We start from the raw sequence: 15,081 nt of genomic DNA on the forward strand, positions 1-15,081 counted from the left end.
TTAAACAGAAAGGAGGAACACTTATGAAAGCACAGACTGAACTAAAATGGCTGAATAGGGCGCCTGCCGCGTTCGGCGGGGTGACCTGGGGAGTTCCTTGGGCAAAAGGAGTGCTGCAAAAAGGAGAGACGGTCGCCATTGCTTCGAAAAACGCCCCGTGTTTGCAAACATGGCCGCTCGCGTATTGGCCTGACGGCTCGCTTAAATGGACGGGGCATGCCGCAGTCTTCCCTAAAGAAAGCGGCAGCCGATTTACATTGAAAAAAGGGGGGGCATGCGTCCCTAAAACCGTCATGAATGTCAGTGAGCAGAAAGATGAAATCACGGTGAATACGGGCGCGATAGTCTGCAGGCTTGGAAAATCGGGGACGGAACTCATCCGTTCGATTTCCATTTCCGGGGAAATGATGGCGAAAGAAGGGCGGCTCATCGCTTTAAAAGAAAAAAGAAGCGGCTCAGATTCACAATGCATGTATCATATTGAACGGTTTGAGAGCATGATCAAACGTACGGCAATCGAACAAAACGGTCCGGTTAAGACAGTCGTCAAGATTGAAGGCGTCCACCGCGGCGGAGGCATCGATGTTTGGCTCCCTTTTACCGTCAGGCTGTCTTTCTATGCCGGTGATCCGTCCATCCGGATCGTGCACACGATCTTCATCGACTGTGAAGCAGAAACAGAATGGATCAAAGGACTCGGTTTCGAGATGAGCGCGGTTTTGAGCGGAGCGCCGAGAAACAGGCATATCCGCTATGCGGCCGACGGAGGGATTTACGGAGAGGCTTCTCAGCTGCTTGTGACGAGAAGATTCAATGAAACAAACGGACTCTATGAACGACAGATTGCGGGACAGCCTGTACCGGAAAAGTCGGCAGTCGTGCGCGATGCCGAGAGAAACGCCGTCTGGAACGATTTCAAGCTCATCCAGGATTCCCCTGTTCACTGGCGCTTAAAAAAGCGAACCGGCAAAGGCTGCGCCTGGGTGGACGCGATTCATGGGGAGAGAGCGAAAGGGCTGATGTATGCAGGCGGGGAAAACGGCGGCATCGCACTCGGGCTCAGGAACTTCTTTGAAAAATATCCGTCATCGCTTGAAGCGAAAGGTCTTGCCGGCGGGGAACCGAAATTGGCGGTATGGTTTTGGCCTCCTGAAGCTGAAGCGATGGATTTCCGTCATTATTCAAAAGACACTCATGTTGAAAGCGCATATGAAGGGTTTGCCGAAATGAGGTCAACGGCCGTCGGCATTGCCAATACGAACGAAGTCAGCCTCGCCTGTTTTGCAAATCCGCCGAGCGATGAAGAGCTGAATAGAGCGGCGGACGAATGGCAAAATCCCCCGCTGCTTATTTGTGAGCCTGACTATTATTATCACACCCGCGCGCTGGGCGTTTGGAGCCTGAAAGATAAACGGCACCCGCTCTCGGCTGTGCTTGAAGATCAGCTTGACGAGGCTCTCAAGTTTTACATGAACGAAGTCGATCAGCGGAGCTGGTACGGCTATTGGCATTACGGTGATGTGATGCATACGTACGATGCCGTCCGGCATGTATGGCGGTACGACCTTGGCGGCTATGCATGGCAAAATACGGAACTCGTTCCGAACCTCTGGCTTTGGCAGTCTTTTTTCAGATCCGGTACGGAAGACATCTTCAGAATGGCGGAAGCGATGACCCGTCACACTAGCGAAGTCGACTGCTATCATTTCGGGGAGTATAAAGGCCTCGGTTCAAGGCACAATGTCCTCCATTGGGGCTGCGGGTGCAAGGAAGCGAGAATCAGCATGGCCGGCCTTCATAAGCCTTATTACTTTTTGACGGCGGACGAGAGAACGGGAGACGTGTTATCTGAAGTAAAAGATGCCGATCGAGCGCTTGAGACGCTTGATCCGATGAGAGCTTATTATCCGGAAAAAGAGTTTCCCGCCCACGCAAGAGTAGGCCCCGACTGGGCGGCGTTCTGTTCCAACTGGCTGACGGAATGGGAGCGGACAGGCGATGAAGCGTACCTTGATAAAATCAAACGGGGGATCGGCCGGCTTAAAGCGCTGCCGCTTCGTCTGTTGTCCGGACCGACTTTCGGATACGATCCTGAAGCTTCAGATCTGCTTCATATGGGGGACGGGAATCATGGCGGCTATCATATGGTCATCGCCTTCGGCGCTCCGCAAACATGGATGGAGCTTGCAGAACTGCTTGAGGATGTTGAATGGAAGGAGATGCTAGGGGAATTCGGCGCATTTTATTTGCTGACTGATGAAGAAAAGCGCAAAAGGAGCGGCGGGAAGCTTCACGATGATTTATTTCACTGGCCGATGTTCTCCGCTGCCATGGCCGCTTACGCTGCCTGGCTCCACCAAGACCGGAAGCTCGCCGAACAAGTGTGGCGCCTGTTGCTCGATGAAAAACAAAGCCATACACCGCTGCCGATCACTCCAAAACAAATCCATGCCTGGAAAACGATCACGGAAATTCCCTGGGTTACAACAAACTGCGTCTCACAATGGTGCCTAAACTTGATAGCCGTGCTCGAGCTGCTTAAAGATATGCCGCCCGATCTGGACATGCAAGAAAAGATCATCAAGGCAATGAAAGAACATCCCGCTCGCACATGAAGGCAAAAAATGAAGGTTGCCGGAAAAATGTAAGCGCTTTAAATTTAAGTGGAACAATTGAGACGATCAAAAGGGGGAATTGTACAATGGCAAGACTGAAGCTGAAGGGAAACAAATGGCTCGCTGCACCCGCTGTTTTTTTGCTCTTGATGGGGTGCAGCGCAAATGAGACGGCCAATCAAGACGGGAAAGGAAAAGAAAAGGATGCCATTCATATTATGGCTCCGCTCCTGTCGCCGGAAAGTCCGGGAGAAAACAGCCCGTCTTTAAAAGCGCTCGAAACATACACGAAAAAACAAATCAAAGTGACATGGGTTCCGAACTCTTCCTATAATGATAAATTCAACATCGTCATGGCCTCGGGAGATTTGCCGCAAGCCATCGTCGTCACGGACAAGTCCCCGGGGTTTATCAAGTCTGTCAAATCAGGTGCGTTTTGGGAGCTTTCACCTTATTTAAAAGACTACCCGAACCTCGGAAAGGCCGATAAAAAAGTGATGAAGAACAGTTCCATCAACGGCGAGATTTACGGTATTTACAGGGCGAGGGACCTGATCCGCGCTTCGATCATCATCAGAACGGACTGGCTCGAAAATGTCGGTCTGGAGATGCCGAAAACAATCGACGAATTTTACGATGTGCTGAAAACGTTTAAAGAAAAAGACCCCGACGGAAACGGGAAAGACGATACGTACGGCATGGTGGTGCCGAAATGGATGGGGCTTGGAAACGGGAGCCCGTGGGATATTATGCAGACGTGGTTCGGCGCACCAAACCGTTACGGAATAGATGAAAAAGGTGAACTCATTCCGGACTTCACGACAGAAGAGTATATGGAAGCGCTGCGGTTTTTCAAAAAGCTGTATGATGAGGGGCTGATCAATAAAGACTTCGCCGTCATGGATTCAGCGAAGTGGAACGATCCAATCGTCAAAGGAAAAGCGGGTGTGATCGTCGATACCGGTTCGCGGGCCTCACAAATTCAAAGCGCAATGGAAGAAGCAGATCCCGCTAACAAGGATGTGATCGACGTCACCGGAACAGTCAAAGGCCCGAAAGGAACGTATACATTCCCGACATCAGGATACGCCGGAATGATTGCCATCCCGAAAGCGAGCGTCAAAACGGAAAAAGAATTGAAAGAAGTGCTTGGCTTCCTAGACAAAATGAACGATCAAGAGGCACAGATCATTGCCAACAACGGCATAAAAGGGCGCAACTATAAGCTTGAGAACGGAACGTACACGTCCCTTGAAAAAAATAATAAAAAACTGCTTTATGAGCACGAAGGTCTTGCGCAGTTCAGCATGGGCATTCCCGAACAAAGATACCATGTGGAAAAACAAGAATCAAAGCTGTTCAAACACCGTGAACAGATTCTCAAAGAAGGGGAAAAAATCGCCGTATTCAATCCGGCTGAATCGCTCGTTTCAGATGTATACACCCAAAAAGGGGCACAGCTTGACAACATCATTCTCGATGCCAAAACGCAGTTTATCATCGGTGACATCGATGAAAAAGGCTTTCAAGATGCCGTGCAGCTTTGGTATAAAAGCGGCGGCGAAGATTTGATGAAAGAACTGAACAAACGCTACAAGGAGACGAAATAGCTCAGATCTTCACCAGTATACCGAAAGGGGGGATGCAGCACGTGGAAATCACCGCTAAAACAGGGAAGACCGCTGTGAAGACAGAAAAGAAACCGACTGGGCTAGAGGCCGTAAAACGGGATAAATGGCTTTATCTTCTGCTTGTTCCCGGTGTTTTATATTTTCTCATATTTAAATATTGGCCGATGTGGGGCGTGTTCATTGCTTTTAAAGATTATTCGCCTTATCTCGGATTTTGGCAGAGCGAATGGGTCGGGTTCGAGTATTTTAAAGATTTCTTTATGAACCCTGACTTTTTCCGCCTGCTCCGCAACACGCTCATGCTCGCCGCTCTCGATTTGATTTTTGCATTTCCGGCTCCGCTGATTGTCGCACTCATGCTGAATGAACTACGACATGCCATCTATAAACGGTGCATTCAGACGTTTATATATGTTCCGCATTTCGTCTCATGGACGATCGTCGTCAGCATGACATTTGTCTTTTTTACAGTTGATACGGGCGTGATGAATAAAATGCTGCAAAGCATAACGGGCAAAGAGATTGCATTTCTCTCGGATCCCGAATGGTTCAGGCCGATTATTGTGCTGCAAAGCATATGGAAGGAGACGGGCTGGGGAACGATCCTGTTTCTGGCGGCGCTCGCTTCGGTTGACCAGGAGCAGTATGAAGCGGCAGTGATGGACGGGGCAGGCAGATTAAGGAGAATGTGGCACATTACCCTTCCGGCCATCAGAAGCACGATCGTCGTGCTTCTCATCTTAAGAATCGGCAGTTTTTTAAACATCGGCTTTGAACAGATTTTTTTAATGACCAACTCTTTAAACCGGAGCGTGGCTGAAATTTTTGACACGTATGTCTATGTTGTCGGAATTACGCAAGGCGCATACAGCTATAGTACGGCAGTCGGGCTTTTTAAATCGGTTGTCGGAATCATTCTGATATTCGGCGCCAATTATATCGCGAAAAAGTTTGACCAGGACGGTCTGTTTTAATGAATGGAGGTGAAAAGGATGTCCGGTGCGGAAACGATCCATAACACAAAAGCGGGGCGGGTATTCGATTGGTTTAATGTACTCTTTCTCGGCTGCTGCGGGCTGATAACCGTCTTGCCTTTTCTGTATATTATCGCGGGATCTTTTGCAACGGAGGCCGAGCTGGCGGAAAAGAGCTTCTTTATCTTTCCTGAGACATTCTCGCTTGACGCGTACCGCTATATTTTTTCAACGCCGACATTTATCAGGAGCATGGGGGTGTCTGTGTTCATTACGGTTGTGGGAACGATTGTCCAGCTCTTTTTTACATTTACGATGGCCTATCCTCTTGCGAAACGGCACATTAAGGGAAGAAACCTGCTTTTGAATCTCGTTATTTTTGCGATGCTTTTCAGCGGAGGAATGATTCCGACGTATATTGTCGTCAAATCACTGGGACTGCTCGATTCGTACTGGGCGCTAATATTGCCGATGGCGATTAATCCGTTCAATCTTATTATTATTAAAAACTTTTTTCAGCAGCTTCCGAAAGAACTTGAGGAGTCGGCAAAGATTGACGGCTGTTCAGAAATCGGCGTGTTCTTAAGGATCGCGCTGCCGCTGTCAAAGCCGATTATTGCAACTTTTGCGCTGTTTTATGCGGTCGGCATTTGGAACGACTTTTTCCATGCTTTGCTGTACATCAATGACAGCGCGAAATGGCCGCTGCAAATGGTGCTGCGCCAAGTGACGATTCTTTCGGATCTGACAGGGACGACGAATGATATGATGGAAACGGTGCCGCCTGAACAATCGATTAAACTGGCTGTTATCGTCATTGCGACGCTGCCGATTTTAGCCGTGTACCCGTTTTTGCAGAAGCATTTTGCCAAAGGCATTCTGATCGGGTCTGTGAAGGGATAAAAAAACCGCCTGGCTCATGAGCCGGCGGCTTACGGCTCAGGCGGCTGAGCCGTTTTTATTTCTTTTTTTCATCCAAAAATAAACCGGGAGACCGACGAGGCCGATCAAAATTGACCACAGGCAGCTGTAAAAGTCAGTGATAAGCGTGCTGATAAGAACAAACAATGACCCGAGAATAGCCGCAACAGGCAGGTAAGGGTAGAGCGGCACGCTGTAAGCTCTCCCTTGGCCGTTCTTCCGTCTCCGCAAAATAAATACCGCGAAAAACGCCATGACATAGAAGATGTAAATCATAAAAATCGAAACCTCTGACAGCTTTTCCGGATTGCTGATGATCATTAAGATGACAGCGAACATCATCTGGACGATGACCGCGATCCAAGGCGTATGGAATGCCGGATGAACATGCGAGATCCAGCGGGAGAACGGAAGCTGTTTTTTCTCAGCCATCGCAAAGATCACGCGCGGAAAAGACAGAACTTTTCCGTTTAAGCAGCCGAAGATGCTGACGATAATTCCGATGGAGATCAGCTTACCGCCGATCGGCCCGAACAGCATTGTCGCGGCTGTGCTTGTCGCATTTTCGCCAAGCTTGACAATCTGATCGGCAGGAAGAATGTGAAGCAGCGCCAAGTTAATGAACAGGTAGCAGGCTGTGACGATCAGTATCCCGCCTGTCATCGCTTTCGGGAGCACTTTTTCCGGGTTCTTCATTTCTCCGCCGAGTGCCGCAAGAAGGATCCAGCCGTCATACGCGAAGAGCGTCGCCAATACCGCCGCTCCGAAGTTTTGGCTGGCGATGCTCTCCGTAACTGTACTGAAAATATGTTCATCGCCATGCCATAGACCGAACACAATGATACATACAATGGGAATCAGCTTTCCGATCGTTGTGACCGTCTGTACCGCTCCGCCGTATTTTGTTCCGACAATGTTGACGATGCATAAAAAGGCGACGGTGATAATGCCGATGAGTGCAGTCCATGATTTATCCCAGGAAAACAAGTTGGCCACTAGCGAGCCGAAATATAATCCGAGTGCGCCGATGATGGCCGGTCCGTAGATGATAATCTGCACCCAGCCGCATAAGAACCCCCAGAACTCGCCGTAAATTTCTTCAAGATATGTGTAAAGCCCGCCCGTTTTCGGAATTTGAGCGCCCAGTTCGGCGATTGTCAGCCCGCCTGCTAGCGTCAAGATTCCGCCAAGGATCCAGGCAAAAAGAGCAATTTGTGCGTTTCCGGAATAGGAAAGCACGCTGCCGGGCTTCATAAACACGCCGGAACCGATGATCGTTCCAATCACAAGAGATAGCGCAAATAACAAGCCTATCTCTTTTTTTAGTCCGTTTGCTTCTGCATTCATTGCGATGCCTCCCATTGATGTAATCTCTTTTATAGAAAACTATTTTTATATTGTAATACCTTTTTTAAAAAAGAAAAATTAAATAAATTTTCAGATTTTCGCATTTTTTGTGTATGTTAAACATTTTAAGGTCGTAAAACCCGAAGGGGGCAGGAATAACCGAACCTTTTTAAGTCATTTCGGAGTTATTGTTAGTTTTTTAGGGGCAACAGGAAAGAAGGTCCTGTAAGACGGTTTGGTTGACTTTTCAAATCAAATCGCCTATTTTTGAGAAAGAAGAAATCTCGAATTCGAGATATTTAATGAGGAGATGATAGAATGAACGTAAATGGCATCCACCACGTATCCGCTTTAACTGCCAACGCTCAACATAATCTGGATTTCTATGTCAAAGGGCTTGGCATGAAACTGATAAAAAAATCGGTCAATCAGGATGAGCCGACGATGTATCATTTGTTTTACGGTGATGAAGTCGCGTCTCCGGGTTCAGATTTGACATTTTTCGAAATTCCGATGCTTGCCAGGAGACGGGAAGGGACGAACTGCATTTCGTCCGTATCACTTCGGGTTCCCGGCGAACAAGCACTCGAATTTTGGAAGAAGCGGCTTCATGAGCTCGGCGCAGAGACTTACGACATCGAGACGCGTGCGGGGCGGAGCGTTCTCCGCTTTTTAGACCATGAAGGACAGAACATGATGCTTGTGGCTGATGAAAAGGGAAAAAATCATGGAGTGCCTGTGAAAAACGGCGTCATTCCTGAGGAGGTCGCGATCAGGGGGCTCGGCCCGGTCGAATTGACTGTCAAGGACGCCGGTCCGACAGCTGCGGTGCTGACCGATATTCTCGGCTTTCATAAAATCGGTGAGGAACAGGCTGATGAAACCGGCCGTACGCTTCACATTTTTGAATCGGGTGAAGGAGGAGCAGGCGCGGAGGTGTATGTGAAAGAGTCAGATGACGGCAGAAGAGAGCGTCCCGGGAGAGGAAGCGTCCATCATGTCGCATTCCGTGTCAAAGATGAAGAAGAACTTAAACAGTGGCATGAGAAAATCAACGAGAACGGCTTTACGAATTCGGGGATTGTGGAGCGCTATTATTTTAAGGCGCTGTATTTCAGAGAACCGAACGGCATACTTTTTGAGCTGTCGACTGACGGGCCGGGCTTTGCCGTTGATGAATCTATCGATGAGCTCGGCCGAAGCCTTGCGCTGCCGCCGTACCTGGAACATCGGCGGAAAGAGATTGAAGCGCGGCTGAAACCGATTCAATAGAAAACGAGGTCCCGAAAAGGACCTCGTTTTTTTATATAAAAGGCATCCGGCGCAGCCGACAGCCTAAAAGGGGGGCATGCTGTTAAGATGATGCGGATTCTTTTTGGTCAAGCGTCATTTGTTTTGTCATTGTTTTGCCATTTCGAATGAGGGTAACCTTTACCGTATCCCCGATTTTTGCATCGTTGTAAAGAAGGTTGCGCAGCGCGCTTCCCGTATCGGTTTCTTTTCCGTTAAAGCTGATGATGACATCGTTCTCTTTAAGGCCCGCTTTATCAGCAGGGGAGCCTGAAGCGACCTGGCGGATGTAGACGCCTTTGTTTAACTGGCTGCCGCTTAATCCGAGGGTGCCTGTTTGATAGTTTTCCGGCACCTGCTCAAGATCCATCATGCCGATTCCGATAAACGGACGCTCAATTTTTCCTTTAGACATCAGCTCTTCTGCAATCGGTTTGACATCATTGCTTGGAATCGCAAATCCGATGCCTTCCACTCCGCTTTCACTGATTTTCATACTGTTGATGCCGATCACTTCTCCCTTTGTATTCAAAAGGGCGCCTCCGCTGTTGCCGGGATTGATGGCCGCGTCTGTTTGAATGACGTTCATCTCGGTTTGGCCTGCGGACGTATCAACGGAAACGGTCCGATCAACACCGCTGATGATGCCTTGCGTCACCGTTCGGGACAGATCTTTGCCGAGCGGATTTCCGATTGCAATGACCGATTCACCCGCTTTCAAGCTTGAAGAATCGCCGAAAGATGCGACTTTTTCGACGTGTTCAGCGGAAATTTCAACAACGGCAAGGTCTGTCAAGGAATCGCTGCCCAGCAATTTTCCTTCCACTTCTTTGCCGTTTGACAGGGAAACCGTCAATTTAGATGCGCCTTCGACAACGTGGTTATTTGTAATAATGTATGCTTTGCCGTTTGCTTTTTTATAAATGACACCTGAGCCTGTGCCTGTTTCTTGTTCGCTTGAACTGCTGTTGTTGCTGTTGCTTTCAAACCCAAACATACCGCTCTCCGTTTGTTTTTGATAGTTTGAAATACCGACGATGGCGGGAGATACATTTTCCACCATTGTTGAAATGTCAGACGAATTAGTGCTGGACAATTTTTCGGTATTCGCTTTATTGGAAGAAGCCGATGAGTTCGCAGTCTCATTAGTTTGTGTTTGGACAGATGTATTGGCCGTTTCGTCTTTGCTATGCTGGTATGTCGTGACACCGAGAACGAGGCTTCCCCCGATGATGCCGCTGAGGATCGGCGTCATCCATGAGAGTCTCCGCTTTTGCTGTTCTGCTTTTTTTATCGCCTGGTCGGGCTTTTGATCGGAGACGATGAGTTCGTTTTTCGTTTCAAGCTGATCTTCTCTATTATATTCCATCATTTTCACGCTCCTATTGTTATCATATCCTTTGATGCCTCAATCATAATCAAAGACTGTGGGATAAACATGAAAACATTGTGGGAAATTGTCAAAGAAAAAGGATAGAATAAATAGGGTGCTATTTATAATATGACATGTCAGAGGTGTTCTAAACGTTGAAAAAGATTGGATTTATCGGATACGGAAGCATGGCGCAGATGATTGCGGTGAAACTGCTTGATCAGGAGAAAATCAGCGATGACATGGTGGTCGTCAGCTCAAGGAATGACGGGAAAACAGGGGAGCTGAGAAAACTTTACCCGAATGTCGCCTGTCAATCAGCCGAAGAGCTCGCCGAACAGTGCGGCCTGATCTTCATCTGTGTACCGCCGATGGCGGTAAAGGAAACGCTTGAGAACATACAGCCGTTTCTTCAGAAGGATGTCCACATTGTTTCGATTGCCGCGGGGGTCGAGCTTGACCGGCTTCACGACTGGACAAGCGGACAGGTGACGAGATACATTCCGACCCTCACATCTGAAGCCGGGATCGGTGTTTCGCTTGTTGTCCACGGCGAGCGGGTTGCTGAGGCGGACAAAAGCCGGCTGGAAGAATATCTTTCCGTTTTCAGCACAGTCAAACAGATACATGAGAGAGATATTGACGCTGCAAGCAATTTAACAAGCTCTTCACCAGGGTTCATCGCTTCGATCTTTGAAGAATTTGCTCAAGCTGCCGTCAGAAACAGCAGCCTCACGAAAGAAGACGCGTTTCAATTTCTGATTCATTCATTGCTGGGAACGGGCAAGCTGTTAATGGAAAAAGACATGACGTTTGCACAAACGCTTGATCGGGTGGCGACAAAAGGCGGCATAACCGGAGAAGGGGCGGAGGTCATTCAAAATGCCATGCCGGAAGTCTTTGACGAGCTGTTTGCCAGAACGATGAAGAAGTATGAAGACATTAAAGACGCTGTCCGCCGGCAGTGAGCTGCGGCATTTATCGACATATCCGGACATCCCAAAGCTGCCTTATCAGGCAGCTTTTTTATTTGCATTCGACAACATTCATCAAAATTCCAATTTTCTATTAAATTTCTAAAATTACCAATGGTTATTGCATTTCTATTAAAATTCTAATATAATTTGTTAGAATATTCCCAAAATAATAAAAAATTTGAGACGTTTTTCATAAGGGGTGGTTTTTTGTGAAGCTGTATATGTCTGTTGATATGGAGGGGATTTCCGGACTTCCGGATGATACGTTCGTCGATTCAAGCAAGCTGAACTATGAGAGAGGCCGGAAGATCATGACGGACGAGGCCAATCATGTGATTGACGAAGCGTTCAAAAGCGGATGCAGAGAGGTGCTTGTCAATGACAGCCACTCTAAAATGAACAATCTGTTAATTGAGCGGCTCCATCCTGAAGCGCTGCTCATTTCGGGAGATGTCAAACCGTTTTCGATGGTCCAGGGACTTGACGATACATGCGATGGTGCCGTGTTCGTCGGCTACCATGCGAGAGCATCGATGAGAGGCGTGATGTCTCACAGCATGATTTTCGGCGTCAGACATTTTTACATAAACGATCAGGCGTTGGGCGAGCTGGGGTTCAACGCTTATGTTGCCGGTTATTACGGCGTCCCGGTTATCATGGTTGCCGGTGACAGCGAGGCGGCAGCTGAGGCGGAGGAACTGATTCCGAACGTAACGACAGCGGCCGTCAAGGAAACGATATCCCGTTCGGCGGTCAAATGCCTGACGCCGGAGAAAGCGGGGCAGCTATTAAGAGAGCGGACGGCATATGCGATTCAAAACCGCGATCAAGTCAAGCCGCTCACGCCTCCGGACAGGCCGGTGCTGCGGATTGAGTTTGCCAATTACGGGCAAGCCGAGTGGGCGAGTCTGATGCCGGGTGCTGAAATCGAACCGCAAACGACGACTGTCCGCTATCAAGCGAAAGACATTCTTGAAGCCTATCAAGCGATGCTTGTCATGACCGAGCTTGCGATGAGAACAACATTCTCCTAGGAAGGTGGGATGAAAATGGCGGGTTACATCATGAAGCGGCTTCTGTCGATGCTGGCGACCATTTTGGTGATCACGACATTGACCTTTGTGATGATGAAAGTGATTCCGGGCTCTCCCTTCAATGAAGAAAGAAACACGAATGAAGCGGTTCAGCGCAACCTTGAGGCTTACTATCAGCTTGATGAGCCTCTCTTTGTTCAATATTTGTATTATGTCAAGTCGATCGTTACCTTTGATTTCGGGCCATCGATCAAGCAGCCTTCACAAAGCGTGAACGATTTGCTGTCAAGAGGGTTCCCTGTTTCATTTGAGCTGGGGATGACGGCGCTGATTATGGCGGTCATTTCCGGGATCGTACTCGGAATCTTTGCCGCGCTGCGGCAAAACGGCGTCATCGACTATATAGCAATGACCATTGCCGTTCTCGGCATTTCGGTTCCCAACTTTATTATGGCGACCTTGCTGATACAGCAATTCGCCGTCAATTGGAATATATTCCCTCCATCGACATGGACGAGCCCGCTTCATATGGTGCTTCCGACTGCGGCTTTGGCAATGGGGCCGCTGGCGATTATCGCCAGGCTGACCCGTTCCAGCATGATTGAAGTGCTGACACAGGATTATATCCGAACGGCCCGGGCTAAAGGGCTTTCCCCTTTTAAAATTGTCATGAAGCACGCCCTGAAAAACGCCCTTATGCCAGTCGTAACGATTCTCGGGACGCTTACCGCTTCGATTTTAACGGGAAGCTTCGTCATCGAAAAAATCTTTGCGATTCCGGGCATGGGAAAATATTTTGTTGAAAGCATCAACTCCCGCGATTACCCCGTGATTATGGGTACCACCGTTTTTTACAGCATCATCCTCATCATCATGTTGTTTCTTGTCGACATGGCCTACGGAATCCTGGATCCGCGTATTAAACTGCATAAGAAAGGGTGAGCATATGAGCCTTCCAGTCCGCACAGAAAACGAAGCGTCTTCAGCCAGTGATATCCCTGTTGAATGGTTTGCCCCGCTGAAACAAAAGCAGGATGAGCGTGAATCCGTTGCAAGGCCGAGCCTGTCATACTGGCAGAACGCCTGGCGGATTTTAAGGAAAAACAAGCTGGCGATGGCGGGATTCGGCGTGTTAATCTTCCTGTTCATCATGGCTGTTCTCGGACCGGTTCTTTCTCCGCACAGCGTCACCCAGCAGACGCTTTCCGAGCAAAACCTGCCTCCGTCGATGGAGCATTGGTTCGGAACCGATGAGCTCGGCCGCGATGTGTTTACAAGAACGTGGTATGGAGCGAGGATTTCACTGTTTGTCGGCGTGATGGCGGCTTTAATCGATTTTGCAATCGGCGTCATCTATGGCGGTATCTCCGGCTATAAGGGCGGCAAAACAGACCATGTCATGATGCGGGTCATCGAAGTGCTGCATGGACTGCCTTATTTATTGGTCGTCATTCTTCTCATGGTCATGATGGGGCCTGGACTCGGGACGATCATCGTTGCGCTGACTGTCACCGGCTGGGTCGGCATGGCGCGGATCGTCAGGGGTCAGGTTTTGAAGGTGAAGCATGATGAGCATGTTCTCGCATCCAAAACCTTCGGAGCGAAAACGGTAAGGATCATCAGGCGGAATCTCCTTCCGAACATGATGGGAGCGATCATCGTCCAGATGACCTTGACGGTGCCGTCGGCCATTTTTGCCGAAGCGTTTCTCAGCTTCCTCGGTTTGGGCATTCAAGCCCCGTTTGCGAGCTGGGGTGTCATGGCGAACGACGGCCTTCCGGTGATCTTATCGGGACACTGGTGGCGGCTGTTTTTTCCTGCTTTCTTTATTTCATTAACAATGTTCGCTTTTAATGTCGTTGGAGACGGACTGCAGGATGCGTTAGATCCGAAGCTGAGGAGGTAATGTGTTTTTGCGGAAAAAAGTATTGGAAGTCGAGAATCTGCATGTTTCATTTACGACATACGGCGGCACGGTCAAAGCCGTCCGCGGCGTGAGCTTTGAGTTATATGAGGGGGAGACGTTTGCGATTGTCGGTGAGTCGGGATGCGGAAAAAGCGTGACATCGCAAAGCATCATGCAGCTTTTGCCGAAGTTTTCGGCAACGATCACAGACGGTGCGGTCCGCTTTAAGGGAAAAGACTTGCGCCATCTGTCCGAAAAAGAGATGAGAAAGATCAGAGGGGCCGAAATCTCAATGATCTTCCAGGATCCGATGACAGCCCTGAATCCGACCTTGACCGTCGGAGACCAGTTGACAGAAGCGCTTTTGGAACATCGGCCCGTGTCTAAAACAGACGCTCGAAAAGCGGTCATTTCGATGCTTGAGCTCGTCGGGATTCCGAATCCGAAAGAGCGTTTGAGGCAGTATCCGCATCAATTCAGCGGCGGGATGAGGCAGCGGATCGTGATCGCCATGGCGCTCATCTGTGAACCGGAGATTCTGATTGCGGATGAACCGACGACCGCGCTCGATGTTACCATTCAGGCGCAAATTCTTGAGCTGTTTAAAGACATTCAGCGGAAAACCGGTGTATCCATCATTTTAATCACCCATGATTTAGGCGTAGTCGCACAGACGGCGGACAGAATCGCCGTGATGTACGCCGGGAAAATAGCGGAAACGGGAGCGAGGAGGGATATTTTTTACCGTCCGCAGCATCCGTATACAAAAGGCTTGCTGCATTCCGTTCCGAGGCTTGACCTTGAAGGTGGAGACCTCGTTCCGATTGACGGGACGCCGCCAGATTTGTTTTCTCCGCCTGAAGGGTGTCCGTTTACGGCGCGCTGTTCCCATGCAATGGAAGTATGCGGCAAGGTTTATCCTGCCGTTGCAGAAGTCTCGGCGGGGCATCGTGTGTGCTGCTGGCTTCAGGATGAAAGGGCGAAACGGGCTCTGCTGACAACATAATCATGAAA

At 49.1% G+C, this 15,081-nt stretch carries 12 protein-coding genes; 10 read left to right on the plus strand and 2 right to left on the minus strand.

Annotated elements, in window-relative coordinates; genetic code table 11:
* The first annotated feature begins 23 nt into the window (after positions 1 to 23).
* The 4 genes from MHB72_RS07490 (at position 24) to MHB72_RS07505 (ending at position 6,123) form a co-directional block, all read left to right on the plus strand.
* Positions 24 to 2,615 carry an exo-rhamnogalacturonan lyase family protein gene (locus tag MHB72_RS07490; protein ID WP_216920399.1) on the plus strand — a complete coding sequence of 864 codons (2,592 nt, stop codon included), beginning with the start codon at positions 24 to 26 and terminating at the stop codon, positions 2,613 to 2,615.
* A gap of 86 nt (positions 2,616 to 2,701) precedes the next feature.
* On the plus strand, positions 2,702 to 4,225 hold the full coding sequence (locus MHB72_RS07495) for an extracellular solute-binding protein (RefSeq protein ID WP_436967734.1): 1,524 nt from the start codon (positions 2,702 to 2,704) through the stop codon (positions 4,223 to 4,225).
* 41 nt (positions 4,226 to 4,266) lie between these two features.
* On the plus strand, positions 4,267 to 5,220 hold the full coding sequence (locus MHB72_RS07500) for an ABC transporter permease (protein WP_216920401.1): 954 nt from the start codon (positions 4,267 to 4,269) through the stop codon (positions 5,218 to 5,220).
* 18 nt (positions 5,221 to 5,238) lie between these two features.
* Positions 5,239 to 6,123 (plus strand): carbohydrate ABC transporter permease, encoded by an 885-nt coding sequence (locus MHB72_RS07505; RefSeq protein ID WP_020451072.1) that lies wholly within the window; start codon positions 5,239 to 5,241, stop codon positions 6,121 to 6,123.
* A gap of 36 nt (positions 6,124 to 6,159) precedes the next feature.
* Here the strand turns inward: MHB72_RS07505 and MHB72_RS07510 are convergent, their stop codons facing one another.
* Complete coding sequence (locus tag MHB72_RS07510) at positions 6,160 to 7,488, minus strand: APC family permease (RefSeq protein ID WP_020451073.1); 1,329 nt, start codon at positions 7,486 to 7,488, stop codon at positions 6,160 to 6,162.
* A gap of 318 nt (positions 7,489 to 7,806) precedes the next feature.
* On the opposite strand from MHB72_RS07510, the gene MHB72_RS07515 reads away from it, so the two are divergent.
* Positions 7,807 to 8,760 (plus strand): ring-cleaving dioxygenase, encoded by a 954-nt coding sequence (locus tag MHB72_RS07515; protein WP_216920403.1) that lies wholly within the window; start codon positions 7,807 to 7,809, stop codon positions 8,758 to 8,760.
* Between the two features lie 82 nt (positions 8,761 to 8,842).
* Here MHB72_RS07515 and MHB72_RS07520 read toward each other — a convergent pair whose 3' ends face one another.
* Positions 8,843 to 10,147, minus strand: a complete 1,305-nt coding sequence (locus MHB72_RS07520; protein WP_025812040.1) for a S1C family serine protease — start codon at positions 10,145 to 10,147, stop codon at positions 8,843 to 8,845.
* Positions 10,148 to 10,305: 158 nt separating this feature from the next.
* Here MHB72_RS07520 and proG point away from each other — a divergent pair, with 158 nt between their 5' ends.
* The 5 genes from proG (at position 10,306) to MHB72_RS07545 (ending at position 15,073) form a co-directional block, all read left to right on the plus strand.
* The gene (proG, locus tag MHB72_RS07525) at positions 10,306 to 11,118 is read left to right on the plus strand and encodes a pyrroline-5-carboxylate reductase ProG (protein ID WP_020451076.1); all 813 of its coding nucleotides are present in this window, start codon (positions 10,306 to 10,308) and stop codon (positions 11,116 to 11,118) included.
* A 218-nt stretch (positions 11,119 to 11,336) separates the two neighbouring features.
* Positions 11,337 to 12,161 (plus strand): M55 family metallopeptidase, encoded by an 825-nt coding sequence (locus MHB72_RS07530; RefSeq protein WP_003180943.1) that lies wholly within the window; start codon positions 11,337 to 11,339, stop codon positions 12,159 to 12,161.
* 15 nt (positions 12,162 to 12,176) lie between these two features.
* The gene (locus tag MHB72_RS07535) at positions 12,177 to 13,103 is read left to right on the plus strand and encodes an ABC transporter permease (protein ID WP_023856763.1); all 927 of its coding nucleotides are present in this window, start codon (positions 12,177 to 12,179) and stop codon (positions 13,101 to 13,103) included.
* Between the two features lie 4 nt (positions 13,104 to 13,107).
* The gene (locus tag MHB72_RS07540) at positions 13,108 to 14,067 is read left to right on the plus strand and encodes an ABC transporter permease (RefSeq protein ID WP_216920406.1); all 960 of its coding nucleotides are present in this window, start codon (positions 13,108 to 13,110) and stop codon (positions 14,065 to 14,067) included.
* Between the two features lie 7 nt (positions 14,068 to 14,074).
* On the plus strand, positions 14,075 to 15,073 hold the full coding sequence (locus MHB72_RS07545) for an ABC transporter ATP-binding protein (RefSeq protein ID WP_146874155.1): 999 nt from the start codon (positions 14,075 to 14,077) through the stop codon (positions 15,071 to 15,073).
* The last annotated feature ends 8 nt before the right edge of the window (positions 15,074 to 15,081 follow it).

Origin of the sequence: Bacillus sp. FSL K6-1284 (assembly GCF_038002625.1) — a bacterium.
GTDB lineage: Bacteria > Bacillota > Bacilli > Bacillales > Bacillaceae > Bacillus > Bacillus paralicheniformis.

What these genes read in the sequence shown, in the direction of transcription:
- MHB72_RS07490 (WP_216920399.1), top strand. Translation starts at nt 24, where the DNA reads ATGAAAGCACAGACTGAACTAAAATGGCTGAATAGGGCGCCTGCCGCG.
- MHB72_RS07495 (WP_436967734.1), top strand. Translation starts at nt 2,702, where the DNA reads ATGGCAAGACTGAAGCTGAAGGGAAACAAATGGCTCGCTGCACCCGCT.
- MHB72_RS07505 (WP_020451072.1), top strand. Translation starts at nt 5,239, where the DNA reads ATGTCCGGTGCGGAAACGATCCATAACACAAAAGCGGGGCGGGTATTC.
- MHB72_RS07510 (WP_020451073.1), bottom strand. Translation starts at nt 7,488, where the DNA reads ATGAATGCAGAAGCAAACGGACTAAAAAAAGAGATAGGCTTGTTATTT.
- MHB72_RS07515 (WP_216920403.1), top strand. Translation starts at nt 7,807, where the DNA reads ATGAACGTAAATGGCATCCACCACGTATCCGCTTTAACTGCCAACGCT.
- MHB72_RS07520 (WP_025812040.1), bottom strand. Translation starts at nt 10,147, where the DNA reads ATGGAATATAATAGAGAAGATCAGCTTGAAACGAAAAACGAACTCATC.
- MHB72_RS07535 (WP_023856763.1), top strand. Translation starts at nt 12,177, where the DNA reads ATGGCGGGTTACATCATGAAGCGGCTTCTGTCGATGCTGGCGACCATT.
- MHB72_RS07540 (WP_216920406.1), top strand. Translation starts at nt 13,108, where the DNA reads ATGAGCCTTCCAGTCCGCACAGAAAACGAAGCGTCTTCAGCCAGTGAT.